27 protein-coding genes are annotated in these 24599 nt (G+C 36.1%); 9 read left to right on the top strand and 18 right to left on the bottom strand.

The window, feature by feature from the left end; all coding sequences use genetic code 11:
• Nucleotides 1-472: 472 nt before the first annotated feature.
• The 6 genes from ACFO3N_RS22235 to ACFO3N_RS22210 all read right to left on the bottom strand — a co-directional run bounded on the left by ACFO3N_RS22235 (nt 473) and on the right by ACFO3N_RS22210 (nt 4730).
• A complete protein-coding gene (locus tag ACFO3N_RS22235) occupies nt 473-1027 on the bottom strand; it encodes a fasciclin domain-containing protein (protein WP_289660343.1) in 555 nt (184 codons plus the stop codon).
• Between the two features lie 148 nt (nt 1028-1175).
• A complete protein-coding gene (hemH, locus tag ACFO3N_RS22230) occupies nt 1176-2189 on the bottom strand; it encodes a ferrochelatase (RefSeq protein ID WP_109193287.1) in 1014 nt (337 codons plus the stop codon).
• Between the two features lie 79 nt (nt 2190-2268).
• A complete protein-coding gene (locus ACFO3N_RS22225; protein ID WP_379801021.1) occupies nt 2269-3159 on the bottom strand; it encodes a helix-turn-helix transcriptional regulator in 891 nt (296 codons plus the stop codon).
• A 48-nt stretch (nt 3160-3207) separates the two neighbouring features.
• A complete protein-coding gene (locus ACFO3N_RS22220; RefSeq protein WP_289877074.1) occupies nt 3208-3759 on the bottom strand; it encodes a YceI family protein in 552 nt (183 codons plus the stop codon).
• A gap of 48 nt (nt 3760-3807) precedes the next feature.
• Nucleotides 3808-4347, bottom strand: coding sequence for a YceI family protein (locus ACFO3N_RS22215; RefSeq protein WP_281865493.1), 540 nt, complete (start codon nt 4345-4347; stop codon nt 3808-3810).
• A 14-nt stretch (nt 4348-4361) separates the two neighbouring features.
• The gene (locus tag ACFO3N_RS22210; protein ID WP_202002379.1) at nt 4362-4730 is read right to left on the bottom strand and encodes a hypothetical protein; all 369 of its coding nucleotides are present in this window, start codon (nt 4728-4730) and stop codon (nt 4362-4364) included.
• Between the two features lie 168 nt (nt 4731-4898).
• On the opposite strand from ACFO3N_RS22210, the gene ACFO3N_RS22205 reads away from it, so the two are divergent.
• The 5 genes from ACFO3N_RS22205 to hemA all read left to right on the top strand — a co-directional run bounded on the left by ACFO3N_RS22205 (nt 4899) and on the right by hemA (nt 8891).
• Complete coding sequence (locus tag ACFO3N_RS22205; protein ID WP_202002382.1) at nt 4899-5288, top strand: OB-fold protein; 390 nt, start codon at nt 4899-4901, stop codon at nt 5286-5288.
• A 27-nt stretch (nt 5289-5315) separates the two neighbouring features.
• Entirely contained in the window at nt 5316-6155 is an 840-nt protein-coding gene (locus tag ACFO3N_RS22200; RefSeq protein WP_281865496.1) for a DUF5777 family beta-barrel protein, read from the top strand.
• Nucleotides 6156-6285: 130 nt separating this feature from the next.
• Nucleotides 6286-6720, top strand: a complete 435-nt coding sequence (locus ACFO3N_RS22195; protein ID WP_109193293.1) for a hypothetical protein — start codon at nt 6286-6288, stop codon at nt 6718-6720.
• Between the two features lie 20 nt (nt 6721-6740).
• The gene (locus ACFO3N_RS22190) at nt 6741-7331 is read left to right on the top strand and encodes a globin family protein (protein ID WP_281865497.1); all 591 of its coding nucleotides are present in this window, start codon (nt 6741-6743) and stop codon (nt 7329-7331) included.
• 255 nt (nt 7332-7586) lie between these two features.
• On the top strand, nt 7587-8891 hold the full coding sequence (hemA, locus tag ACFO3N_RS22185; protein ID WP_379801019.1) for a glutamyl-tRNA reductase: 1305 nt from the start codon (nt 7587-7589) through the stop codon (nt 8889-8891).
• Nucleotides 8892-9555: 664 nt separating this feature from the next.
• Here hemA and ACFO3N_RS22180 read toward each other — a convergent pair.
• A complete protein-coding gene (locus ACFO3N_RS22180; protein WP_379801018.1) occupies nt 9556-10344 on the bottom strand; it encodes an anti-sigma factor in 789 nt (262 codons plus the stop codon).
• A complete protein-coding gene (locus ACFO3N_RS22175; RefSeq protein ID WP_379801017.1) occupies nt 10344-10874 on the bottom strand; it encodes an RNA polymerase sigma factor in 531 nt (176 codons plus the stop codon). The genes ACFO3N_RS22180 and ACFO3N_RS22175 overlap by 1 nt, the downstream gene beginning before the upstream one ends.
• A 665-nt stretch (nt 10875-11539) precedes the next feature.
• Between ACFO3N_RS22175 and ACFO3N_RS22170 the strand changes: the two genes are divergently transcribed.
• From ACFO3N_RS22170 to ACFO3N_RS22160, 3 genes are all read left to right on the top strand, one after another.
• The gene (locus ACFO3N_RS22170) at nt 11540-11917 is read left to right on the top strand and encodes a hypothetical protein (protein WP_236673041.1); all 378 of its coding nucleotides are present in this window, start codon (nt 11540-11542) and stop codon (nt 11915-11917) included.
• Between the two features lie 199 nt (nt 11918-12116).
• The gene (locus ACFO3N_RS22165) at nt 12117-14156 is read left to right on the top strand and encodes a TonB-dependent siderophore receptor (RefSeq protein ID WP_379801016.1); all 2040 of its coding nucleotides are present in this window, start codon (nt 12117-12119) and stop codon (nt 14154-14156) included.
• Between the two features lie 21 nt (nt 14157-14177).
• Nucleotides 14178-15284, top strand: coding sequence for a PepSY-associated TM helix domain-containing protein (locus tag ACFO3N_RS22160; RefSeq protein WP_109193298.1), 1107 nt, complete (start codon nt 14178-14180; stop codon nt 15282-15284).
• 170 nt (nt 15285-15454) lie between these two features.
• On the opposite strand, the gene ACFO3N_RS22155 is transcribed toward ACFO3N_RS22160, so the two are convergent.
• From ACFO3N_RS22155 to ACFO3N_RS22145, 3 genes are read right to left on the bottom strand one after another with little or no spacing between them, the layout of a single operon-like run.
• Nucleotides 15455-16690: a sensor histidine kinase gene (locus ACFO3N_RS22155; RefSeq protein WP_289660317.1), complete on the bottom strand. Its 1236-nt coding sequence runs from the start codon at nt 16688-16690 to the stop codon at nt 15455-15457.
• 40 nt (nt 16691-16730) lie between these two features.
• Nucleotides 16731-17171, bottom strand: a complete 441-nt coding sequence (locus tag ACFO3N_RS22150; RefSeq protein ID WP_109194853.1) for a response regulator — start codon at nt 17169-17171, stop codon at nt 16731-16733.
• A 13-nt stretch (nt 17172-17184) separates the two neighbouring features.
• Nucleotides 17185-18855 (bottom strand): ATP-binding protein, encoded by a 1671-nt coding sequence (locus ACFO3N_RS22145; RefSeq protein ID WP_111290894.1) that lies wholly within the window; start codon nt 18853-18855, stop codon nt 17185-17187.
• 446 nt (nt 18856-19301) lie between these two features.
• On the opposite strand from ACFO3N_RS22145, the gene ACFO3N_RS22140 reads away from it, so the two are divergent.
• Entirely contained in the window at nt 19302-19490 is a 189-nt protein-coding gene (locus tag ACFO3N_RS22140; protein WP_379801015.1) for a hypothetical protein, read from the top strand.
• Nucleotides 19491-19989: 499 nt separating this feature from the next.
• Here ACFO3N_RS22140 and ACFO3N_RS22135 read toward each other — a convergent pair whose 3' ends face one another.
• The 7 genes from ACFO3N_RS22135 to ACFO3N_RS22105 form a co-directional block, all read right to left on the bottom strand.
• Nucleotides 19990-20460 carry a hypothetical protein gene (locus ACFO3N_RS22135; RefSeq protein ID WP_109193303.1) on the bottom strand — a complete coding sequence of 157 codons (471 nt, stop codon included), beginning with the start codon at nt 20458-20460 and terminating at the stop codon, nt 19990-19992.
• 88 nt (nt 20461-20548) lie between these two features.
• A complete protein-coding gene (locus ACFO3N_RS22130; RefSeq protein ID WP_109193304.1) occupies nt 20549-21733 on the bottom strand; it encodes a DUF3570 domain-containing protein in 1185 nt (394 codons plus the stop codon).
• Nucleotides 21734-21751: 18 nt separating this feature from the next.
• Complete coding sequence (locus ACFO3N_RS22125) at nt 21752-21985, bottom strand: DUF4266 domain-containing protein (protein ID WP_109193305.1); 234 nt, start codon at nt 21983-21985, stop codon at nt 21752-21754.
• Nucleotides 21982-22875 carry an FAD:protein FMN transferase gene (locus ACFO3N_RS22120; protein ID WP_317047875.1) on the bottom strand — a complete coding sequence of 298 codons (894 nt, stop codon included), beginning with the start codon at nt 22873-22875 and terminating at the stop codon, nt 21982-21984. The genes ACFO3N_RS22125 and ACFO3N_RS22120 overlap by 4 nt, the downstream gene beginning before the upstream one ends.
• 40 nt (nt 22876-22915) lie before the next feature.
• Nucleotides 22916-23350 carry a thioredoxin family protein gene (locus ACFO3N_RS22115; RefSeq protein WP_109193307.1) on the bottom strand — a complete coding sequence of 145 codons (435 nt, stop codon included), beginning with the start codon at nt 23348-23350 and terminating at the stop codon, nt 22916-22918.
• Between the two features lie 110 nt (nt 23351-23460).
• Nucleotides 23461-24150 (bottom strand): VIT1/CCC1 transporter family protein, encoded by a 690-nt coding sequence (locus ACFO3N_RS22110; protein WP_109193308.1) that lies wholly within the window; start codon nt 24148-24150, stop codon nt 23461-23463.
• Nucleotides 24140-24559 (bottom strand): hypothetical protein, encoded by a 420-nt coding sequence (locus ACFO3N_RS22105; RefSeq protein ID WP_240622578.1) that lies wholly within the window; start codon nt 24557-24559, stop codon nt 24140-24142. Before ACFO3N_RS22105 ends, ACFO3N_RS22110 begins: the two co-directional genes overlap by 11 nt.
• Between the last annotated feature and the right edge of the window lie 40 nt (nt 24560-24599).

Below are 24599 nucleotides of genomic sequence, written 5' to 3'. Positions count from 1 at the left end.
AAGCAATTTTTCTATTATTTTAGAGAAAGAAAATAAAAGCAAAAATGACTCAAAGCCACCGTATTTATTAGTGTAAATGAAAAAATGGCGCCAATTGTCTTCAATTGGCGCCATCTGGCTGAGTGACCTCGATGGGACAAATTACAACATCATTTTTAGATGATTTGAAGAAATTGGCTTACTACATGTAATGTTTGTCTTTCATTGGCTTTATAGTTTTGGTTTAGATGTCCTGTTGGGGATTGAAGCAAAAATATATTTAGTTTTATGTATTATTTTACCAAAAATAAAAAGAGACAGCCTTAATCTTTTGTAAAAAAAAGATATCAATTCCTTATATTTAAAGTTTTGAGCTGGCAATAAAATGGTAATCAAAATCTCTAATACAATTGACTATTACTATTTTGTCGCATAGTAATTATATAAAAAGCCCTGAAATTTCAGGGCTTAATTGTAATTTATTCTCAGCAAACTACATTTTTGGAAGCAGTACTGCGTCCACTACATGTATGACACCATTAGATTGATTTACATCTGAAATTGTAACTTTAGCTTTATTGCCACTTTCGTCACTAATGTACAAATCTTTTCCATCCATCCAGGTAGTTAGAGTTCCGCCGCTAACTGTTTTTAAAGAAGCTTTTCCTTTACCAGCTTTTATTGCTTTTGCAATATCAGAACTATTCATTCTACCAGCCACTACATGATATGTCAATATAGTTTGTAATGATTTAATATTCTCAGGTTTCAATAATGTTTCAACAGTTCCAGCGGGCAATTTACTAAATGCTTCATTTGTTGGTGCAAAAACAGTAAATGGCCCTTTACCTTGTAAAGTTTCAACTAATCCTGCTGCTTTTACTGCTGCTACCAAGGTGGTATGATCCTTTGAGTTTACCGCATTTTCTATAATATTTTTATTAGGATACATAGCTGCTCCACCAACCATTACTGTTTTTTGTGCAAATGATGTCAATCCAAATCCTAATGCCAGGATTGCTGCTGCTAAAAATTTTCTAGTTTTCATAATTACTTTTTTTAAGTTATAAAGTCATTTACGCTTTAATATTCTTTTTGGTTTTAAAAGAGGTAAAAAAATAAATTAAAATGAATACAAGAGGCGAATTGATATATTAATAATGAAAGCTCCAATATTCCCTATTGTTATTTTAGCATTATTCAGCCCACTCATTAATCCAGTTGCTAACAGTCTGGCACCACTTCTGGTCGTCATTCAAACAGGGAATAGCCAGGAAATTTTCCCCTCCATTTTTCTCAAAATCTTCTTTGGCGCGCATGGCGATTTCTTCGAGCGTTTCTAAACAATCCGAAACGAAAGCAGGTGTTACAACAGCCAGATTTTTAATTCCTTTTGCCGGCATTTTGTCAATTTCAATATCAGTATAAGGCTCTAACCATTTATCTCCCGCCAAACGCGATTGAAATGTCAGACTGTATTTATCTTCGGGAAGCCCTAATAATTTTACAACTTGCCTTGTTGTTTCGTAACATTGGTGACGATAACAGAAATCGTGTGCCGGAGATGGCGCACTGCAACAAGAACCGTCAATTTTACAATGTGATTTTGTAACGTCGGTTTTGCGAATGTGACGCTCTGGAATTCCGTGATAAGAAAACAACAAATGATCATATTCAAAACCAACTAAATGTTTTTGAATTGAATCTGCCAAATTCTTGATGTAATCCGGTTTGTTATAAAATGCCGGAACATCAGTAAATGTAATGTGCGGGAATTTCTTCTTGCGGATTTCTTCGGCCTTTACCAAAATAGTCAAAGTCGAAGCCATTGCATATTGCGGATACAGCGGAAAAAGCAGTACTTCAGTAACGCCTTTATCATGCAATTGCTGGAGTCCTTTCTCGATTGTCATGCTTCCGTAACGCATTGCAAGTTCAACCGGTACATTTACTAAAGTCTGTACTTTTTTCTGCATTCTTTCTGAAAGAACAACTAATGGAGAACCTTCTTCCCACCAGATTTTCGCATAAGCGTGCGCAGATTCTTCTGGCCTTTTTCTTAAAATAATGCCGCGAACCAATAAAACTCTCAATAAATACGGAACATCGATCACGTATTTATCCATTAAAAATTCATCTAAATACGGTTTAACATCTTTTGGTGCCGGACTTTCGGGAGATCCCAAATTTACTAATAATACGCCTTTCATTATCGTTTTTGTTTTAATTTTCCTCAAACTCATTACTTGTTGCTTCTTAAAATTAATCAAATATATTTTTATTTATGCCTTAATCTATAAAAGCGAAACTGTTTTTATGATTGGTATTAATGGACATTATATATCTTTTTGGGGTTGTGGAAAATTTTTTCTTGAATCCCGCAATAAAGTGGCTTCCGGTGCTGTATCCTATTTTCAGCCCGACTTCATTTACATTGTAAGAACCGCTGTCCAATAGTTTTAAGGCGAAATCCATTTTGTAGTCAAACAGAAAACCGTATACCGTATCACCATAAATTTGTTTGAAGCCTGTTTTTAATTTTTTCATATTCAGCCCAATTTCATCTGCCAGCTGCTGCAGTCCTGGCGGTTCGGCCATATTGGCGATAAGTATTTCTCTGGCTTTTTTGATTTTCAGCACGTTATCTTCATCAGTCAAAAATGGACATTGCACTGCGTTTGGATCTTCCATTTTATTGAAATACAGACTCAATAATTCATATGCTTTTCCTTTATAATAAAGGTTCTTTAGGGAAGGATGAAGGCTGTAATGAAACAGCTGGCTCAAAACAACAGCCATAGCAGGACTGATGTACGCTTCGGCATAATACTTTTTTTTCTTCTTATCGGGGCTTAAAATAGAAATATAATCTGCTTGAACGGAAAATAACGAGTGAAATTTATTAATCGAAACAATAACAGAAATCATCCATGAATTTGGAGAAAGTTCTAACTTAAGCAATGACTGATGTTGCAGATTGCACAAAATCAGTGATTTTTCCTCTTTCAATTCTAATGTGCAATGATCCTGACTGGACAAAAAAAATGCATTACCTTTTAGTGCGAAATGAAACTGTATCAGGCCGGCACCTATTTCGTGCTGTGCAGAAAAAGATTCTGAGCTGTCGTTCTGGAAACGGATAAGGGTAAGGCCGTCCTCAATTTGTATTTCTTCCTCCATTTTTTTGATATAAAAAATTATTGACTTTTCGAGATAGTTTCCAGCTGGTTATTGTCTATTGGCTTCTAAAACTGCGGCAAACTGGATATTTATTTTATTGGAAAGCTTGCTTTTAACCAAATTTGGGATTTCAATATTAAAATCACTGGCATTTACGCTGAAATTACATGAAATGCTGACCCCTGATGGTGATCTGCTTATCTTTGCAGCAGTATTTATATCCCTGGATTTACCGTGGAGTTGTAATTTGCCTTTAATGATAAAATCCTTAGCATCTGCGCTTAGGCTTTGAAGATCAAATCCTTCTATCTTTCCTTTAAATACGGCTTTTGGATATTGGTCACTTTCAATATAATTTTCATTGAAGTGTTCTTCCATTAAGGCAGCCTTAAACTGGAAACCTTTCATCAGGGCTAAACTTGCAATCTCTCCTGTTGCTGGATTCAAAACAAAAGTAACATTCCGATTTACTGCCTTAACTTCTTCAAAAGAAGGAACGGAAGCTTCAAAAATGACTTTTGCCGATTTACTGACCATTTTTTCTTGTGATACGCCAATAGCGTAAACACTCAGCATTGCAATAAGTATTGTTTTTTTCATTTATTTCGCCTTTATTTTTTTTAGATCATTATCTATTTTGTGCAGCTCTTATTTTAAAACTGCAATAATTTGAATTTTGACTTTATTATCCAGTTTATATTTAATAAGCGCTGGAATCGGAATGTTAAAATCACTTGCATTTACTTCAAAATCAGATATAAAGGTGACTCTGGAACCCGATCTTGTAATTTTTGCATCGGCACTTATATCCTTGGATTTTCCATGCATTTCTAATTTTCCTTTTATCGTGTAATCTTTATAATCTTCAGTTAGATTTTTAATGTCGAATCCTTCTATTTGCCCTCTAAAAATAGCTTTTGGATATTTATCGGTTTCCATGTAATTTTCATTAAAATGTTCTTCCATTAATGCCATTTCAAACTGGAATCCTTTCATTAAAGCCAGACTTGCCACTTCTCCAGTTGCGGGATTCAAAACAAAAGTTACATTGCTGTTAGTTCCTGCAACCGGCTGAAAAGAAGGTACTGAAGCTTCCAGAGTTATTGTTGCAGATTTAGTTACTATTTTTTCCTGTGAAAAAACAATAAAAGAAGCCAATAGCATTGGCATTATTATGATTTTCTTCATGTTGCTGTTATAGATTATTTTTCTAATAATCCATCCTGATTCCATTTTTTTATAATGTCGATAGTAGCTTGAGGCAATCTTGGTCCACCTTGCGGCATTAAGGAACTATCTCCATTTTCTAAAGAAATTCGTGTAAGGAGTCCTCGGTTTAAAACTGCATTTTTCACCTGTTCATAAGTAACTAAAGACATTGGCGCGCCATTTTTAGGAACTGCTGCATGGCATACAACACAGTTATTATCAATAATAGATTTTACATTTTGGTTGTATGTTGCCAAACCATTAATTGGTGCAGTGTCGCTTAGGGTGCTTGGGTCGTCATTGGCACAGCTTACAAAAATTGAAGCTAATGATGAGATGGCCAGAAGGGTTTTTAGATTCATAAGATTGGTTTTTAGTTATAAATAAATGCATGACTTTAAGAATTACCAGGCATTTCAAAATCATATACGATGAAATGAATAATCCAGATTTCGAAGGAGGCATATTTAATGATTTAAATCCAATAGGTATTTTTTAACGTAGATAATTTGAAATACTAAAAACCAGTTATGAGAAAAAAAATACTAATTACAATTTTCCTTTTTATAATAATCGGAATTTCAGCGTACCTCTACATCTACAAAGGGCATAGAAATATAGAATCAGAAACTGCCGATTATGTTGTAACCGTTAACGAACTAGAAAGAGAGTTTACTTCAAACGACAGTCTGGCTTACATCAAATATCAGGACAAAACAATTGAACTATCTGCACGGGTAACAAGTATTGATAAAGCCGGCAATGGAATTGTTATGAGCGAAAAAGTATTTGTGACATTCAAAAACCGTTTGCCGCAAAATATTATATCCGGGAAAACCCTAAAAATTAAAGGGCGTTTTTTAGGATATGACGAACTGCTCCAGGAATTTAAAATAGACCAATCTTCAGTTGTACACTAATACAAATAACAATTTAAAACTAACCTCATGAAAAACTTTATCCTATTATTTTTTTTATTTCCGCTGTTAACCTTCTCCCAAACCGATTTATTGTCCGGGGTAGAAACGCCTTCTGCAAAAGAAAAAGTGACATCTGCATTCAAAGCCTTAAAAATCGTTAATCTCGAATCTACAAAATTGGCAGCAAAAGGCGATTTGTATTTTGTTGTTGCACACCGATTCGGCTCTATTAAAGATGGCTTTGAAGGTTTCTATGGACTGGATAATGCCAATACGCAGATTAAATTTATTTACGGTCTAACAAATGGACTCAACGTAAGTGCCGCCAGAAGTGAATTTGCTTATGACTTTGCAACAAAATATATGCTGTTTCCTCAAATAAAAGACGGCTTTCCTGTTACTATTGCTGGTTTTAATAGTTTATCTATTAATAACACATTAAAAGAAAGTCTGTATCCGAAACTTCAATTTAAAGACAGGCTGACTTATGTTGCGCAGCTGCTGATTTCCAGAAAATTTTCTGAAAAGCTGTCTTTAGAAATTGTGCCGTCATTCTTTCATCAAAACTTTGTTGATGATGTAGACCAAAGCAATTCCCAATATGCCATAGGATTTGGAGGAAGATATAAATTCGCTAAGCGCTGGTCCTTAAATATGGATTATGCGGCGCATTTAAACAGAGCGCCAAATTCACTTTATAAAAATCCGCTGTCTATTGGTTTTGATCTGGAAACCGGCGGACATGTTTTCCAGATGCATTTTACCAGTTCACAGGCAATTGATGAGGCTGGATATCTAGGAAGAACCACTGGCGACTGGACAAAAGGAGATATATTTTTTGGATTTAATCTTGCCAGGGTTTTTTAGTATCTACTTTATAATTAAATTATTAGGTAATTTCTGTATTTAAAATGATTCTAAATTAATCGATTTTCTATTATTTCTAAAACCGCAGCTCTAAAGTACACGTAGATAATTTTAAAACCATAAAAAAATTATGAAGACTAATAAAATAATTAAAAAAGGACTTTTAATTCTGAGCGGCATATTTGTACTGTTTGCCGCGATTTTGCTTTTTCACATTATAACGGCCAAACCGCCCGTTTATGACACCCCAAATCTCCAAGTAAGCAGAATCGATTTTAAATCAGATATTGATTCTCTGCAGGCCAGAAAAATTTGTGCCGACCTTAGAAGCATAAAAGGCCTGACATCAGACTCTATCATCGTTAAAAGAAATGTTGTGGTGTATTTCCACAATAATAAAATTACAAACTCGGAGAAAGTTTTCAACGAGTTGATGGCTAAAGGACGTTACGATGCGCAGCGCTATATTTTACCGGCAAATTTAGCAGACAAAGAAGTCTGCCCAATGAATCAAAATAGTTTGAGCTATAAACTGTCTCAAAAGATAAATCGTTTTTTTAATTAACCCTTTAATACTTTAAATTTATGAAAGTTTATTCAAAACTTACACTTAGTGTACTAATTGCTGCATCGGCAGCTATGATTTCCTGCAGCAGTAATGACGACGAAACCCCAGCACCGGTTAAGGCTTCTATCTACGAACGATTAGGCGGAACTAAAATGGTTTCCGATCCGGATAATTCAGGGCAGATGATTGAACAGGGTCGTTTGAGTTTCCGTAAAGTCGTAAATTCAACTATTGGATTAATTGTTGCTGATATTCAATCCAATGCGGCAGGTAATTTGCAGGCACATTTTGCACCTTTATTGGCAGAAACCGGAACTACCCAGTCTACTAATATTGCTAAATTATCAGATAATCTGACTGATTTCTTTTCATTTAATACCGGAGGTACCAATGCTGTAAATACATATTCTGGTTTGAATATGGTTGCAGCGCATGATCCTGCGAAAAATCCTCGTATGGGAACAAAATCAAGCAGTGCAGATTATACAAAATTCGAAGGTTATGTAGGGGCAGCCGCTAATGCAAATGGAGTTGCTTCAAATACAGAGCTTTATACGGATATTGTTGCTGTTTTGGAATCATTGAGAACTCCTATAGTTCAAAAATAATTTTCTTCTCAAAACGCTGCCTGAAAAAGGCAGCGTTTTATATTTCAATACTATTTGAAGTGCTGGACTCTTAGCAATATTTTAGAATCAGTATATAAATATTTTGAAAGTCTAATATCATGTATAATGGCAGGAAATTATATAAAATCGCCAATTTGAATCGATGTATTGTAAAGCGATATAGTAAGTTCTTATAGCCTTGTTATATAAATTACTTAGTAATAATTTTTTGAACTTTTTAAGGAAAGCATAAATATGGAAAATTTTAATATGTCCAGATCTACCACTTTTTACGCATTAGGGTTAAGCTATAAGAAAGCAGATGCAGTTATAAGAGGAAAATTTAGTTTAGATACTAAAGCACAATCTGATTTATTGATGCAGGCCAAAGCAGAAGGTATAGAATCATTGATTGTTACTTCTACTTGTAACAGAACTGAAATTTATGGATTTGCCCATCATCCTTATCAACTCATCAAACTGCTTTGCGAGAACAGCAATGGCTCTGTAGAAGAATTTCGGCAGGCTGCTTATATATATAAGAATGAAGAAGCTGTCAGCCATATGTTCCGGGTAGGAACAGGTTTAGACAGTCAGATTCTGGGTGATTTTGAAATCATCAGCCAGATTAAAACCGCCTTTAACAATAGTAAACGGGAAGGTTTGGTCAATACATTTCTGGACCGGCTGGTAAATACAGTTATTCAGGCGAGCAAAAAAGTTAAAACGGAGACGAAAATTTCTTCTGGTGCAACATCGGTTTCTTTTGCATCAGTGCAGTATATTATCCGAAATGTGGCGGATATTGGAAACAAAAATATTTTGCTGTTCGGAACGGGGAAAATAGGAAGAAATACGTGCGAAAACTTAGTAAAACATACTAAAAACAGCCATATTGCCCTTATAAACAGAACAAAAAACAAAGCCGAATTACTGGCTGGCAAGCTGAATGTTATTGTAAAAGATTATGCTGATTTAAAACAGGAACTGCAGCAGGCCGATGTGCTGGTTGTAGCTACAGGAGCACAAAATCCCACTATTGACAAAACATCGCTTGCTTTACAGAAACCCTTATTGATTCTGGATTTATCCATCCCGCGCAATGTAGATGCCAATGTAGAAGAAATCCCCGGTGTAACTTTAATACATCTGGATGATCTGTCTCAAATTACGGATGACACGCTGGAAAAGAGAAAACAGCATATTCCTGCTGCAGAAGCCATTATTGATGATCTGAAATTAGAACTGAATACCTGGGTGAACGGCCGAAAATGTGCTCCGACTATTCATGCCTTAAAATCCAAGCTAAATGATATTGTATCAGCAGAATTTGCTTTTCAAAAAAAGAAAACAACCCATTTTGATGATGCACAGATGGATTTAATCAGTTCAAGAATTATTCAAAAATTAACAAACCATTTTGCCAGCCATTTAAAAAATGAAAACACTTCAGTGGATCAAAGCATTGAATTTATTGAAAAAGTATTCCAGATAGGACAGCTTGCACCGAATAAGGCTTCTTCGCCAATAGAAGAAAAATACAAAATCAATCTGTCATAAATGCTTAATCAGCTTCAGTTTCAAACTTACAGCAAAGTTCTGAAGCAAGTGATACAAAAATAGAACCCGTCAGCTGCGGTGCACGCTGCGACGGGCTTGTCCATAAACATAATCTTCCAAAAAATGTTTACTTAATTCTGCATGGGAGTAATCAATTCCTCATTTTGTAAAGTTAGACTAATTGATTTGGTGATAATTACATAATTATTAATTAATTTTATAATTAGCTTTTCTACTATAAATTACTTCACATCATTGATTCATGTTATAAAAGAGGCGGGCCGTCGCACCAAACGCTTCAGGAGAAAACTAATTTTTTGTCTCAGCTGAGCAATAATTGATAATCGGAGAGTGAGAGCGGAAAATTCAATAAATTATAAATAGTTAACCATTTATAATGGATTTTCATTATTTCAATTAAATAGAAATCTAAATAAAAGGAGTATGGGGCTATTCCATTTTTGGTGTTCGAATCCTGTTGGCTTTTAACTTAGCCTGCGCTTCAGTTTATCTTATTTTTAAAGTGAATTTGGAAGATGATTTTAGCTTTTTTACTATGGCTAAGGGGGTTGTGTAAAGTTCCGCCAGAGTGCAGTATTGAATCCCAAAAAGCGCATATTGAACAGGATCAATATGCGCTTTTTATTTAGGTCTTTTTATGGAATTAGACTTTTCCTAAAGTATAAAGCTGTTCCATTGTAGGTGTGAGGCTTCCCCCTGCAGGTTCCAGCGTGATGCCAAAAGCTTCAGCTGAATCGGTTTGGCTTACAGCGAAGATTTTTTGAGAGTTTTCTTCAAAATTATCCAGCAGACCAATACTTGTCGGGGTAAGCACCGGACTTAGTTTTAAAGACCAAACCTGGTAAACCATTCCTTTTGGAGGGTTTGGCAGACCTGCCGCGTCGATATAAGTCGTTTTTGTTTCTCTGTTCCAATACACTTTTGCAAATGATGCCGGAGATACTGATTGTCCGCCCAGAGTAACGCTTGTATTTTTAATGTCTCTCACAATGCTCAGATTTTTCTCAGTCTGTTTATTCTGCTGGTCTAAAATAGCATATTCTCTTTCAATTTTATTTTTTTTGCCTCCAGCCTCAGAGACTGCCTGTTTGGATTTTGCCAGTTCTAAAGTCTGATATCCAAAACCTAGCAATAATAATACTGCAGCCGCCCAGCCGAAGTATTGCGGCAGGTTTGATGCTGGTTTTATATCGACAACTTTAGTATGTTTAAGCTCTAAACGCGCTTTTATTTTCTCGAAATTGGCAGCCGAATGGAAAGGTGAGAAGCTTGATGATAAGGCTGAAACAGCTTTTTCTATAGAAATGATTTCACTTTCAATCTCAGGGTTTTTTCTGGCCAGTTCGGCAATTTCCAGGTTCTCTTTTTCTGTCAGCAGGCCGTAAACGTAAAGTTCTAAAATGCCTGATTCAATATATTGCTTATCTTCCATTATATCTTTAAATAATTTCTTAAATCGTTGATACAGTTTCTGTTTTGTGTCTTTACAGTTCCCAAAGGTATAGCTAATTCTTCTGAAGCTTCCTGCTGGGTATATCCCTTAAAGAATAGCAGATCAATAATCTCGATACATTTTGGTTTCAGTTTTTTGACAAATTCCTGAATTCCGATTGCATCTAGTTTATTAGCTAATTTATTACTGTCATCTAACAGATTTACGAAATTATCCGAGGAAAGGTTTTTTTGGGTGTTATTAAAATTTTTCGAGCGAAGCTTATCAATCGAAGTATTTCGAGCAATATTAAGGATCCAGGTATAAAATCGGCCCTTACTTTCGTTATAAGAATCGATGTTTTTCCAGATTTTTACAAAGACTTCCTGCAGGACATCTTCGGCTTCTTCGCGGTTTTTTACCAGAACATTTATGACCGAAAACAAGCTTTTTGAATACATATCATAGAGATGGGTGAAAGCCCTTTCATCTTTTTTGCGGATTAATACCAATAATTCTTCTTGGCTCATAGGATTGGATTTAAAGCTTAAATAAATTTTGATTTCTTAGAAAGTGGTAATGCCGGATAAAGGTAATTTATTTTTTACGTAACTGGCCCAAAAGCAGAAATAAAGGATATCACTTTCAAAATGCCAATTTTCGTGGGGTTATACTGAAGAATTTTTAGGAGCTCTTCCCGCTATACGTTCCAATCTTTTGCGCCGAACCCCGCCGAAAAAGGATTTCCACTGCTATCGGGGCTAAAAAGTTAAAAAGACAATTCGGAAACAAACCAATTTTTTGCTTTAGTGAAGCAACAGTTATATTTGAAAAAACGAGAGCGGGAAATTCAGTGGCTTTACAAATTTGGTTTAGTTATCCTGTTAAGGATTGATGTAAAATGAAAAAAACAACCTATTTATTGGGTAAGATTGTCGTGACATTGCCACGACAATTGATCTTCAATTATGTCTTGACGGTCGCATTATTATGGTTATGCAATTGTTCTTTATTAGATTAACTTTTTAATGTTAACACCTTGAATTATGTTAAAAAAAACAGGTATGAGAGAACCGTTTTAATCCCAAGTATTATAAATAGACAAAGTGGTGTTTTTTGGTAAAGAAAACAAGAACTTTATTTAAGATAAAAACAAAAAAGAGTACTTTTGCGCTCCATAAACAAAACAATAACTTTGAAAAAGTATCTAATCGTATTGCTTGGCTGCATTATTTTAGTGCCATCATTTGGCAGTGTTTTTGTTTATGTATCTTTTAAACTAGAGCAGCAAGAAATTGTAAAAACAATCTGCGTACAGCGAAAAATGGTTTTTAATACCTGTAACGGACGCTGTGAACTTCAAAAAAGTCTAAAGAAATACGACGACAACGAAAAGAAAATGCAGAACAACCTTAAAGAAAAAACAGAGTTGGTTTACATTTTAAACACTTCAAATAAGACTTTCAAATTATTAGAACCTATTGAAATCAAAGCTGGCTTTTCGGCTAGATTCGACAATAAGCCTGTTTCTGTTTTAACAGAGACTTTCCGTCCCCCTTCTCTTTTTATATAAATTATAATTTCCATTGCAATTCCTACTGGAATAATTTTTCATTGTTGTATAACAATGAAAGATTGCTTGCACTTTAATAAAATTACAATTATATAAAAATTACAAAATGAAAAAAGTACTATTTTTTGCGGCAGCTTTGACGGCTTCACTACAAATCTATGCGCAAAAAAAAGACAGCATATCGGGCAAATATACCTTAATGGACGAGGTGATTATTGAAGGAGTCAGAAAGTTCAAAGATGTTTCCAGTGAACTGGCTTCTAAATTGCCACTCAAGAACCTGGAAAATCCTCAGGTGACCGCTTCGGTCTCACCGCAGCTTATTAAAAACAGAAATTTTTTCACTCAAGGCGAAATGCTCAAAAATGCCACAGGTGTTGCGCCCAGCTGGGCAGGAATTTCACCTTATTATTCCATCCGGGGATTTCGTACCCGATCGAGCTTCAGAAATGGCGTAAACGGTTATGTGGCCTCTGATATGGATCCGGCAAACATCGCCCAGTTAGAAGTAATCAAAGGACCAAGCGCTGTAATTTTTGGCGGAGGCGGCGCAACTATGATTACTTTTGGAGGACTAATTAATCGGGTTACCCTAAAACCACAACAGACCACTTTTGCTGACATTACTGTAATGGGCGGATCTTACAATCTGCAACGTGCAACTCTTGATATCAATACACCTCTTGACAAAGATGGAAAGGTTCTTGCCCGTTTAACCGGCGCTTATAACTACAATGATACTTTTCGGGACCAGGGTTTTTCAAAAACATTTTTTTTAGCTCCAAGTATTTCTTATAAAATCAGCGATGATTTAAATATTCAGCTTGATGCCGAAATTTTAAACAAAACCGCTACCAACAATCCGCTTTACCAGGTGGCTTTGGGGACTGCTAAATCAGCAGATGAACTCCATTTGGATTATTACCGTTCTTTCAATGACAACTCACTTACACTCAATAATAAGGCAGTAAATATTTACGGAAAAGTCATTTACAGGCTTTCAGAGAATTGGAAATCGGAAACCAATTTAATTTCAGTCAATAATAAAACTCCGGGCGATTACATCCGATTAAGATTAGATGATAACAGCCAGAATGTGACCCGAAGAGTGTACAGAATGTATCCGGAAAACATTACCAGCCAGCAGATCCAGCAGGATTTTGTGGGGAATTTCAAAATTGGCAGTGTGAAAAACCGGCTGATTGCGGGGGTTGAATACTATCATTATCTCTATGGGATTGCCAGTAAATCTATGAATTTTACTAAAGTTTCAGCTGCTGGGACAGATCCTGAGAATGCTAATTTTAATAATGAATACATTTCCGGTCAATTGGCCTTAAAACCCTATGGAGAGAATTATAAGGCAATTCAGGATCATTATTCCCTATATATTTCAGCCGTTATCAACCCTTTGGAGAATTTAAGTGTAATGCTTAGTGCCCGAATCAATTACATCAATAACAAAGGGACTGAGGATTTATTAACAGCGACAACTACCGGGGATTACACACAAACGGCTGTTTCTCCGAAATTGGGAATCAATTACCAGATTATCCCTGAAAGAATAGCATTATTTGCTAATTATATGAATGGTTTTCAGCCGCAGGCACCGCAGTCGGTAAACGGGCAGATGACCAATTTCCAGCCCGTTTATGGAAACCAGTGGGAATCGGGAGTTAAAGTTTTCCTGAAAAAGAACCTGTTGGATGCCGTTTTGAGCTATTATAATATTGATCTAACCAATGCGGTAAGACAAAATCCAAATGATACGGCTTCCTATCTGCAGGATGGCGAGCAGCGCAGTAAAGGTTTTGAAGCAGATTTAGAATCAAATCCGATGAAAGGACTGTTTTTGCATGCTGGTTTTGCTTATAATGACAGTAAACTTATTGTTTCCGATGCACTTACTCAAGGGCTAAGGCCTGTAGATGCCGGTCCCAAACTTTCCGGAACCTGGTACGTGAATTACGCTCCGCAGTCAAAAGCTTTAAATGGCTTTTCATTAGGTATAGGCGGCAGTCATTATGGTAAAGATCTGATGATCAATAATATCAATGGCTCTTTTTATACGAATCCTTATACGGTAATCAACTCGGTGCTGAGTTTTGAGAAAACCCGTTATGTATTTTCACTTTCTGCCAATAACCTGCTCAACGAACATTATTGGTATGGCGGCCGTGGTATGGTTACTCCGGGAACCCTTCGCCAGGTGATTTTATCTTTGAAATTAAAATTGTAATGCTGTAATTCAGAACTTCCATTGAAAAAAATTACAAAGACCTCATTTAAACTGCACAGCTGCCTCGGATTGTTTTTCGGGGTACTGTATCTGTTTTTTGGAATTTCGGGCGCTTTATTGGTTTTTAAAAAAGAGATTGAGTATTTCAATAATCCGCCAATGCATTGCTGTGTAAAGGGCAGTAAAACCATTTCATTAAACCAGATGTATCATAAAGTCTCTGAGAGGTATCCCCAGGCGCGGCAGATCATGCTGCAGACTTTTCCCAGAAATAGCTGCGACACCTATGAATTTATGATTTTTAATTATCAGGATAATGTCAGCGATAATTATCTCTATTGCTGTATGGTAGACCCTTATTCTGGAAAAATTGTAGCAGAAGGCAGTTTTAGCTCTTTACAATCGCCTTTTTTCCGCTGGCTGTATGCTGCGCATTATTCCCTTTTAATTGATAAACCAGGCAGGCTTATAACGGCCATTGCGGCCATTGCATTAATTTTAAACTTAATTACAGGTGTGATCATTTATCGCAAAAAGATATTTGCTGTACTTGTTTTTAAAGAGAAGTTAAATCGTAAATCTTCCAGAACCCTTTATTCTTCGCTGCACAGGATTATTGGTGTCTGGACCCTGTTGCTTAATTTTATTCTTTTTTTTACAGGTTTCTGGATGAATAAAAGTCTTTTTTTACCTTCTGAATGGGAATTAATTTCTAAGAAAGAACAGAATTATCGGACAAGGGCAAATATTGACCAGGTGATAAAACATGCCTGGGAAATTCCAAATTTCAATCCAATTGCCGTAAAAATAGCTGCTGATAAAAAAACGGATATTATAGTAAGCGGTGAGTTTTCTGATACCCAAAACCCGCTGTATTTTGGTAAAGGCAGCGACGTTTATTATGACAGTGATAACGGAACTTGGATCAAAACCATACGCATTGAAGAAAAATCATTTTCCGACCGGTTTTATTGGATCATGAAACAGCTTCACAGGGGGGATTATGACAGTTTTTGGATAAAAATTTTGTATGTAATTGCCGGATTCAGTCCTGCAATACTTTCTATTACGGGATTTATTCTTTGGAAAAGAAAAGGCAGAAAAGAAATATCTAAAAAACACAAATAATAAAATGCCTGTTTTGTGATTTTAAAACTCGTTTAAATGGGGCTCCTGCTATGAGTTTAAAAATGTTTTTAATGCTCTTACATGCACTAATACGATAATTGAACAAATAGCGTGCAATGCCATTTTCCTTATTATCTAATAGATTTCTAAGGCTAAAATTAAATATAAATTTAAAATTTTTGTTTAATTACTGGGATATAAATGTTGAATAAAACGCCCTTGTTTAAATTACCATCAGCGGTTATAATTCCATTATGATTTTCTACAATTTTCTTTACAATAGCCAGACCAATTCCCGTTCCGGGATATTCCTCAATGTGATGGAGTCTTTGAAATATGATAAAGACAGTCTCGTTGTATTGAGCTTCAAAGCCAATTCCATTATCTTTAAAAGTAAGATTCCAATAGTCACAAACCTGCGTACTACCTGGCAGATTAAGCAGCTTGAATTCACTGTACTTAAGTATAGTAGATTGTATGGTAATATGAAGTTCAATATCAGGTATAGAGAACTTTAAGGAGTTTGATATCAGGTTATAGATAAGCTGGCGAAATTGGAATGGCCTTATATAGGCAGGCACTAATCCGTTTATTTTAAAAACAGCTTTTTTTTGATCAATTGCATCTGAAAATTCTGATTTAATATCTTCGATTACAGCACTCAAATCACTCACTTCATAGGGATGTTCCAGTACACTCACTTTTGAAAATTCCAGTAAATCTTCAATAAGCTGTCTCATTCTTGTTGCCGAGACATGTATGCGTTTCAAATTGTTTTTTCCCGCCTCAGTCATCGTGTTGATCTCTTTTTCCATTATAATGGAAATGAAAGTCTGAATTTTTCGCAGCGGTTCCTGCAGGTCATGGCTTGAGATAAAATTAAAAGCAAGCAGTTCTTTATTTGCATTCAATAGCTCAATTGCTCTTTTTTCCTTCTCCGCATTTTGGAGTTCGAGTTCCTGATTTGCCTTAAGCAGTGCTGCAGTCTGTATTTTTAGTTTTTCAATAAGCTCTTCTTTCTGAACTAATTCTTCTGCTTCTTTCAGGGCACGATTTATTTTTTGGATCAGGGATGAGAAATTATTTTTGGAAACATAATCCGTAACACCTTCTTTTATAAGCATGACAGCATTTTCTTCCCCAATAGTACCTGAAATTATGACAAAGGGTATATTAAGGCTCCTGTCTTTTACTATTTTAAACGCAGAAACAGCATCAAATGAAGGCAGCGTATAATCTGATAGGATAATATCGGGCAAAAATGTATCAAGAGATTCTTCAAAAACATTTCTTGAATCGACTATTTTTGTTACAAACGACACCCCTGATTTTCTCAGGTGGCGGATTAATAAATCTGCATCAGAAGTATTGTCTTCTAATATCAATGCTCTAATATCTTTTTTCATTTACTATAGAATCATAGTTTTAGGAATATAAGTTAAATCCTTAATTAGCAGGCTGGCTCAGGATCATCCAATACATCCCAAGTTCTTTTATTGCATTAAAAAAGTTGTTGCTGTCTACAGGTTTTACAATGTAACTGTTAGCACCAAGACTATAACATTCTGCAATGTCCGGATCTTCCTGGGAAGAGGTAAGAATGACTATTGGAATAGATTTAAGCGCATCATCGCTTTTGACTTTTTCCAATACCTGCATTCCTGACATCTTGGGCATTTTTAAATCCAAGAGAAGAAGTTTGGGATGTAATTTTGGATTTCTCTTTGAATAGATTCCCCTGCAGTACAGAAAATCAAGCGCTTCGGCGCCATCCTTGACATGCAGGAGTTTGTTTGTAAAGCCGCTTTTATTAAGAGCGCGCACGGTCAGCATAGCATCTTCCATGCTGTCTTCGGCAAATAAAATTTCAATATCTTCGTAATCCATTTTTTTTGTTTTTTTAATGTTTAATATTCGGCAGGCTGAAGTAAAATTCAGCACCTTCATCTAGTTTTGATTCTGCCCAAACTGCTCCCGAATGCCGGCTGACAATTTTTTGCACAATCGCCAGTCCAATGCCTGTTCCTGTAAATTCTTCCTGCGAGTGCAGACGCTGGAAAACGCCAAACAATTTATCATAATAAGCCATATCGAATCCTGCACCCCAATCTTTTATACTGTAGATGATTTTGTGGTCTTGCAACGTTGATGCTATTTTGATTTTTATCTCTGGCTTGTATTTTGAATATTTTATAGCATTAGAGATTAGATTGATCCAAACCTGTTTGATCAGTGAGGAATCTCCATTTGCTGGGGCAAGTTCTTCAATTTCAAAAATGGGTGTATTTTCACCTTTTTCAAATGTTATATCATTTATGACTCCATTTACTAGTGAGGTCATATTTATATTGCTAGATGAGACCTCTTTGCGTCCTAATTTGCTGAAAGCAAGCAGGTCATCGATCAATATTCCCATTTTATTGGAGTTGTTGACTATGGCTTGGATGATTTTTTTTCCATCATCATCTATTGAATCTGCATGGTCCTCTATCAGTATTTGTGTATAACCGTTAATCGCCCGAATAGGTGCACGCAGATCATGTGAAACTGAGTAGGAAAATGATCCCAGTTCTTCCTGCGCTTTTTTTAGTTCATCATTAGCCAGGGTCAGTTCACTGCTTCGCTTTTCCTGATAGGCAAGTTCTCTGTTTTTAACTATTAATTCTGCAGCCCTTTTTAGCTTTTCCACTTTTCTTTTCTCTTTCAAAATCTTTTCTGAAGCAAGTTTTTTGTTGGCTATTATAAGTTCAGCAGCACGTTTTTCTTTTTCAATACTCTGAATAGCCAGTTCTTTATTGGCGTTAATTAATTCTTCTGCTCGTTTTTCTTTTTGTTCATTCTGAAATTTTAATTCTTTATTTGCAATGATTAATTCTGCAGCACGGTCTTCCTTTTCCTTATTTTGAAAAGCAAGTTCTTTATTTGCAATAACTAACTCAGATGATCTTTTTTCCTTTTCCTGAGCTTGGACAGCCAGCTGTAAAAATTGTGTTTTGGAAAGTGTTATGTCTGTTGCTATTTTTAAGACCTTATAAGGTTTCCCTTGAGTATTGAAAATAGGATTATAACTGCCCGAAAACCATATTAATTTGCCGTTTTTCGCCGTCAGGATAAATTCGTCCCTTTGATGAATACCTTTTTTCAGGCTGTTCCAAAAAAACTGATACGCATTTGATTTTGAATAGGAGGGATCAACTAAAAGACTATGATGCTTTCCCAGCAAATCTTTTGCAGTGTAGCCCATAATTTTGAGGAAATTTTTATTGGCATTTAAAATATTGCCATCCATATCGAACTCAACAGATGCGTTTGTGGTGTTTATAGCATTTGTTAGATTTAACAAATACTGTTCATTTGCATCAAGTTGTTCTTTAAGTGCTAAAATTTCAGGTTCTATTTGCTTATTGTGAAATTCGGCTTTAATGCTGTTGCTAAAAGGCTGAACTGCTTTTTTTGATATTTTGATTTTCTGAAGTGGTAACTTTTCTCCTGTGGGATGTACCTTATTCTCTGAATTATTTTCATCAGAAAGCACTACTTCCTTAATACCATTTTTTTCTTTAATGCTCATAGTAAGCGATGTTTTATTTGAAAAATAACGGCAGTAATTTGCTGGAAAAGCACCTATATTTTAATAATTATTTAGAACGTATACCTTGATGGTAAATGAGGTAATTTTTATACTAAGCGAATATAGGTAAATAAAATGGTTATACAAGTTAATATCTTAGGCAGCGGCTATAATGCATATAATTTAGATATTTATTATAATTAGATTAATGGTAATTACAGCTATAAATCTGAACTGGAATTAATGTCAAAAAATTACCATAAATCAAGAGAGAAAAATACCTATAAACTTAGAGTGACTTCGAATCATAGATCAGCTTAGATTAAATCTTTAATAAAGCTACATTAAGACTATTGAGGATTGATGTAAAATGCTTTCTAAACATTGATGAACATATAATAGTAATGTGCAAAGTCATTTGATTTGGATTTTTCTTTTCGAAAAGTATGGAAGCTGAACTCTTGCTGTTCTCACCGATCCTGATGATTAAAAATATGGTGAATGGCAAAACTGGCATAGTGCCTTTAACTTCAGGGATGGATGATGAAATGAGGGAAATTTCTAAAGATCCAGATGTGCAACAGAAACTTAAATTTTCATTTGTTGGCCCTAAGAATACTGTAAAAAAAAAATGACTTTTATCTTTCCTTAAGCACAATAAAATCAATGAAAGCATAAGTGTTTCAACTATTTTTAATTTTAAAGACAGAATTAAGTTCACCCAGCTTTCACTGAAGTAATGAAAGAAATCAATGGTACTTTTGCAAGTTTAGATCTAACAAATTAAATTCGAGCTGTCCATAAAAATTGTATAAAATACGTGTAAATTTAAGTTAGTTACAAAGGACCTTAATTCTATTGTAATAGTGCTTATTATTTTTGAATAAAAGTCAGTTATAAATATCAATTCCTTTCTGATTTATTTGTAAATTAACATCTGTTTCATGGAAAGGGTTCATTGTACTTAAATTAAGTCATGAACCCTTTTTTTATGAATCTAAATCATTGCAGCCGTTTTAAAACCGATCTGTAAAATAGACTGATTGAATAGCTTTTATGGATTATATTTTAAAATATGAGGTATTGGCTGCTCTTTGAAGATAAAAAAAGAGGCTCCCCAAAGCCTCTTTTAAATTAATGTTTACCATTTCCTTTTCCCTTGCCATTTCCATTATGGTTTCCATTATCATGGTGGCTTTTATCTTTATTGTTTCCTTTTCCTGGCTTTTGTCCTATTGTTTTTTGAGGTTTTCCTTTATAGCCCTTTGCATATTTTACTTTATGGGATTTAAAGCTGTCGTAAGGCCTGTCTCCTCTGTAATCAGTCAGTACTACTTTATATTCATTATAAAGATCATAGTTTCGATAGGCAGAGGGAAGTGATCTGGTTCGCACCCATTTTCCGTTATTGAGATAAACATAATTGGACGTGCTTACATCGTAATAGGTTTCAAGATCCGGCAGATAATAATAACGGGCATCCGCATAACCGGCAGGTCCCCAGGCAGGAGGTGTTCCTATGTTTACATTTACTGATACCTGAGCCTGAGCGTAACCAAATGAAAGGAATAATACCCCGATCAAAAAATATTTTAAAGTTTTCATGATTTTACTTTTAAATTCATTATTATATTTGGATAAAAACAATAAGCATGCCGTAAATTCATATCCATTACACTTGTTTGATTATGTGTTATTTATATTTTATGTTGATGCTGATAATATCAGAAGTCATATTGGTAGTTCTGGTATAATGCCCATAACGAATCTCCAGCGTATTCCAATGCTTGAGCCCAAAAATTCCATTAAGAGGTGTGAATTTCATTCCCATCCCAAAGAAACTGCTGTCAAACTTAGACAAATCATAGTTGCTGGTATAATATTCATCAGAAGCGGTGTGTTCGCCGTACGGTTTAAAATATTTCGTTCCTGTCTGTGTATAATACCTGTAGAACGGACTCACAGAAAACGCCTGTGTTAATTTTACAGGAATTTCAAGGTCAGCCGTATGTGCTTTCAGGCTCCAGTCATCGGTATAATATCTGTAATAAGCGCGAATAATTACGTTATCTCCCAAGAAATAACTGGCCCTTATTCCCAATGGGATTTTAAGTCTTGTATCGGGCATTTTTTCCTGATGGACAGAGCCGTCAGCAAAATAAACCCTGTGAAAAGGAAGACTTAAATAGCCATTCTGGCTGATGACGTCCCCTACAAGCATTAGCTGCAGGTTTTTGTTTACAACCTGGGAGTAGCTCAAAGTCCCTGCAAAAGTATTTCTGTTAGCACTTTCATAACCTTCACTTCCCGGAGCACGAAGTTCAACGGGCTCAATTAATTTGAGCTGATCTATAAAGGTCTGGAATTTGGCCGTGAATTCCCCGTTTCTGTCTTTTGTTTTCTGCGAGAAGGCAATATTTCCTCCAAAAGACTGGTAATCAAATTCCGTTGATGATGAAACGCCGATTCCAAGCGTTCTTCCTTTTTCTTCATTTTCCCTAAGGTAGGTCAAAGAAGGGTAGAAGCGGTTGTCTGAAGACGATGCAGATGAATTAGCGCTCAGGTCAATCATATCTGATGAAGCAGAGGTATAATGGTCAATACCGGCTTCAATATCAAAGGTATGCTTGATTCCGGTCTGGCCGTATTTTACCAGCTTAACATCAATGGTATTGGCAATATCAGTTAGATGCTCAGAACCGATTCCACCCGTAACGGCTGAATTGTTTCCGTCTTGTTTATAATAGCTCGAAACCAGATTAACTTCTTCCAATTTTAATTTATTGCTTTTATAACTGGTAGAATCGGCCGGGACATTCTGCGCCCTTGCCTGAAATAATGCCAATAATGCAAATCCTGTAATGAATATTCTTTTCATTTTTTGATCGTATGAAAATTAGTTACAGCCGCAGCCGCCGCCGCTTTTTCCTGAATTGGCCCCGGAAGCTCCCTCACGGTAGGATTGAAAACTAAGTTCTGTCTTTTCTATTTTCCTGTTGGAAAGTACCATTTCAGAATCGTTGATTTTTCCTTTCTGGTATTCCTTTACAGAGGTGCAGGATGTGAGAAGAATGCCTGTTAAAGCAATACTGCATAAAAGCACGAGATTTTTTTGCCTTGGCTTTTTCATTTCAGGTTAATGTTTTTAGAAGTGTAAATTTTGTTGTTGTCGTCAATTATAATACAAAATAGATCCGGTATCTGATCTATTAAAAACAAGCCTGCTTTAATCCCCATTACCGCTATAGGAGTTGCCATAGCATCTGCAAATTCTGCATTTGAGGCGATAATGGTCACGCTTTTTATTCCCGATATCGGAAGTCCTGTTTTTGGGTCAATGGTATGCGAATATTTTTTTCCGTTAATGGTCACGAATTTTTCATAATTGCCCGAGGTTGCCACCGCCTTATTTGAGATTTCCATATAGGAGAATGCCGCATTTGGCGAGTCAGGATCAGCCACACCGATGGTCCATTTTTTGCCGTTGGGCTGCAGTCCCCATGCCGAAAGATCTCCGCTGGCATTAATTATGCCGCTCTGTACATTATGTTTTATAAGAATTTGTTTTGCCATCTCGGCAGCATATCCTTTTCCGATACCTCCAAAACCAATCCGCATTCCTTTTTCTTTTAGAAATACTGTTGTATTTTCCCTGTCAAGTATAATATTTCGGTAATCAATAAGGTGTACCATTTTGAGAGCGGTCTGGGCATCAGGAAGACTGGTCATGGATTTGTCAAAATTCCACAGACTTTTGTCGATACTTCCATAAGAAATATCAAATGCACCTTGTGTGATTCTCGAAATTCCGATAGATCTTTCAATAAGATTAAAAACCTCCAAATCTACTTTAACGGGTGCTATTCCTGCGTTATCATTGATCAGATTGGTCTGGCTGTCCTGTTTATAGGTAGTCAAAAGTTTTTCAATCCGTTTGATTTCCTGGGTGGCAAGTGCAATATTCTCATTTCCTGTTTTTTCATTTTCAGCAACAACTGTTATGGTAAAGCTGTTCCCCATGAGTTTTAGGGACTCGGAATATTTTTGGTTTTTAAGCATGTTATTTTCGGCTCTCACAGATCGCTTTTATTTCGGCAGTCCACTGTTCAGGAGTAGATTCGGGTTTTCCATGCCAGGTTTTAAGCACTTTTCCATCGGCATCCAAAAGAAGCGTCAGGGGAAAATTTCCTTCCTTGTTGTATATTTCGGCTAAATCTTCATTTCGTTTAACCTGCTGCGGTGTTCCGATATTTTTCTTTTTCCTTGGAAAATCAGCATTAACAAGTACCAGATTTTCATTTGCCATCTCTGAGAATACCTGGCTTTCAAGATAATCTCTGCGCGTCACAATGCAGGGTCCGCACCAGTCTGAACCCGAGAAGTTGAGCAGTATTAATTCATGTTTTTCTTTTGCTGTTTTTTTTGCATTATTAAAATCAGGTTCCCAGTTAATGGGAAGCACGGTCATTAAAAGCAATAATGTAATTAGTTTCATTTTGCAGTCTGTTTTTAGGTATATACGAAATAACGCATTGCTGCGATTCTTATTTTTTTTAATTGCTTAAGATTCAATTAATTTTTACTCCGGCTTCAGGACTGTTTTTCTTAAGCCGTATGAACCCCGAAAATATAACCGACCAAGGCTGAGGCTGCCATTGCAAAAGTTCCCCAGATGCAGATACGCATTACAGCTTTCAGCGTATGGGATCCCCCGGCCTTAGCGGCCAGCATTCCCGATAATGCCAAAAAGAGTATTGAAAAACCATACTGGTACAATACCATTTCTTTTATGGGAGCGAAAATAGCCACCAGCAGCGGCAGCAAGCCCCCTATGACAAAAGATACAGCTGATGCGAAAGCGGCCATTAAGGGATTAGCCTGGGTAATTTCATTGATTCCGAGCTCATCTCTCGCATGTGTTTGAAGTGCATTATGGGCTGTCAATTCGACTGCAACCTGTTTTGCCAGTTCACTGTTCAGCCCGCGCTTCATATAAATATGGGTCAGTTCCTCAAGCTCTGATTCAGGCATATTTTTAAGTTCCTCTTTCTCGCGGGTAAGATCAGCAGTTTCAACATCAGCCTGAGAGCTTACCGATACGTATTCGCCTGCGGCCATGGACAATGCACCTGCCACTAAACCGGCTGTTGCCGCCAGCAGAATAGGTTCTCTGCTCACGCTTGCAGCTGCCACGCCAATAGCCAGGCTGGTGGTGGATAAAATTCCGTCATTGGCGCCCAGAACTGCTGCCCTCAGCCACCCGCTTCTGGTGATGTAATGATTTTCAGCTTCCATGATTTTTTTGCATTAATTTAACCCAGTCCCGATTTTCAGATATTTTTGGACTGCCTCCAAAATTGGTTTTCAGCAGTTCCCTGATCTGAAATTGTGTCTTGTTCCGGGTGCTGTTTTTCCATTCATTAAAATCGTAAATATGAATCTGCTCTGCATTAGGATTTGCAATAAAAGAGATTCGGGATATGGAATACTTATATTTCTTCAGTTCATTTAAAGTACTGCGGCTGGGAACCACAATAAGTATGTTTTCCCAGTTCAGATAATCTTTAGCAATGTCATCTCTTTGCTCCAGTCCCAGAGACTCAAAGAAGGCTTTAATTTTTTGATTATTTAACCCTTCAATTTTTTTATCTATGTTTTTAAGAGTGTCCGAGAGAATCTCTCTATCCATAACATCCATTTTCATAGGTCTATAATTTCCAAATAAAATTACTTCAAAATACCTT

Origin of the sequence: Flavobacterium chungangensis, assembly GCF_042654045.1 — a bacterium.
Taxonomy (GTDB): domain Bacteria; phylum Bacteroidota; class Bacteroidia; order Flavobacteriales; family Flavobacteriaceae; genus Flavobacterium; species Flavobacterium chungangensis.
Note: the sequence above shows the minus strand (reverse complement) of the source record. Positions and strands in the feature narration are given on the sequence as shown.

Bases quoted from the DNA above. Each gene is read 5' to 3' on its own strand.
- ACFO3N_RS22235 (WP_289660343.1), bottom strand. From the start codon at position 1,027: ATGAAAACTAGAAAATTTTTAGCAGCAGCAATCCTGGCATTAGGATTT.
- hemH (WP_109193287.1), bottom strand. From the start codon at position 2,189: ATGAAAGGCGTATTATTAGTAAATTTGGGATCTCCCGAAAGTCCGGCA.
- ACFO3N_RS22225 (WP_379801021.1), bottom strand. From the start codon at position 3,159: ATGGAGGAAGAAATACAAATTGAGGACGGCCTTACCCTTATCCGTTTC.
- ACFO3N_RS22220 (WP_289877074.1), bottom strand. From the start codon at position 3,759: ATGAAAAAAACAATACTTATTGCAATGCTGAGTGTTTACGCTATTGGC.
- ACFO3N_RS22215 (WP_281865493.1), bottom strand. From the start codon at position 4,347: ATGAAGAAAATCATAATAATGCCAATGCTATTGGCTTCTTTTATTGTT.
- ACFO3N_RS22210 (WP_202002379.1), bottom strand. From the start codon at position 4,730: ATGAATCTAAAAACCCTTCTGGCCATCTCATCATTAGCTTCAATTTTT.
- ACFO3N_RS22205 (WP_202002382.1), top strand. From the start codon at position 4,899: ATGAGAAAAAAAATACTAATTACAATTTTCCTTTTTATAATAATCGGA.
- ACFO3N_RS22200 (WP_281865496.1), top strand. From the start codon at position 5,316: ATGAAAAACTTTATCCTATTATTTTTTTTATTTCCGCTGTTAACCTTC.
- ACFO3N_RS22195 (WP_109193293.1), top strand. From the start codon at position 6,286: ATGAAGACTAATAAAATAATTAAAAAAGGACTTTTAATTCTGAGCGGC.
- ACFO3N_RS22190 (WP_281865497.1), top strand. From the start codon at position 6,741: ATGAAAGTTTATTCAAAACTTACACTTAGTGTACTAATTGCTGCATCG.
- hemA (WP_379801019.1), top strand. From the start codon at position 7,587: ATGGAAAATTTTAATATGTCCAGATCTACCACTTTTTACGCATTAGGG.
- ACFO3N_RS22180 (WP_379801018.1), bottom strand. From the start codon at position 10,344: ATGGAAGATAAGCAATATATTGAATCAGGCATTTTAGAACTTTACGTT.
- ACFO3N_RS22175 (WP_379801017.1), bottom strand. From the start codon at position 10,874: ATGAGCCAAGAAGAATTATTGGTATTAATCCGCAAAAAAGATGAAAGG.
- ACFO3N_RS22165 (WP_379801016.1), top strand. From the start codon at position 12,117: ATGGACGAGGTGATTATTGAAGGAGTCAGAAAGTTCAAAGATGTTTCC.
- ACFO3N_RS22155 (WP_289660317.1), bottom strand. From the start codon at position 16,690: ATGAAAAAAGATATTAGAGCATTGATATTAGAAGACAATACTTCTGAT.
- ACFO3N_RS22150 (WP_109194853.1), bottom strand. From the start codon at position 17,171: ATGGATTACGAAGATATTGAAATTTTATTTGCCGAAGACAGCATGGAA.
- ACFO3N_RS22145 (WP_111290894.1), bottom strand. From the start codon at position 18,855: ATGAGCATTAAAGAAAAAAATGGTATTAAGGAAGTAGTGCTTTCTGAT.
- ACFO3N_RS22140 (WP_379801015.1), top strand. From the start codon at position 19,302: ATGGAAGCTGAACTCTTGCTGTTCTCACCGATCCTGATGATTAAAAAT.
- ACFO3N_RS22135 (WP_109193303.1), bottom strand. From the start codon at position 20,460: ATGAAAACTTTAAAATATTTTTTGATCGGGGTATTATTCCTTTCATTT.
- ACFO3N_RS22130 (WP_109193304.1), bottom strand. From the start codon at position 21,733: ATGAAAAGAATATTCATTACAGGATTTGCATTATTGGCATTATTTCAG.
- ACFO3N_RS22125 (WP_109193305.1), bottom strand. From the start codon at position 21,985: ATGAAAAAGCCAAGGCAAAAAAATCTCGTGCTTTTATGCAGTATTGCT.
- ACFO3N_RS22120 (WP_317047875.1), bottom strand. From the start codon at position 22,875: ATGGGGAACAGCTTTACCATAACAGTTGTTGCTGAAAATGAAAAAACA.
- ACFO3N_RS22115 (WP_109193307.1), bottom strand. From the start codon at position 23,350: ATGAAACTAATTACATTATTGCTTTTAATGACCGTGCTTCCCATTAAC.
- ACFO3N_RS22110 (WP_109193308.1), bottom strand. From the start codon at position 24,150: ATGGAAGCTGAAAATCATTACATCACCAGAAGCGGGTGGCTGAGGGCA.
- ACFO3N_RS22105 (WP_240622578.1), bottom strand. From the start codon at position 24,559: ATGAAAATGGATGTTATGGATAGAGAGATTCTCTCGGACACTCTTAAA.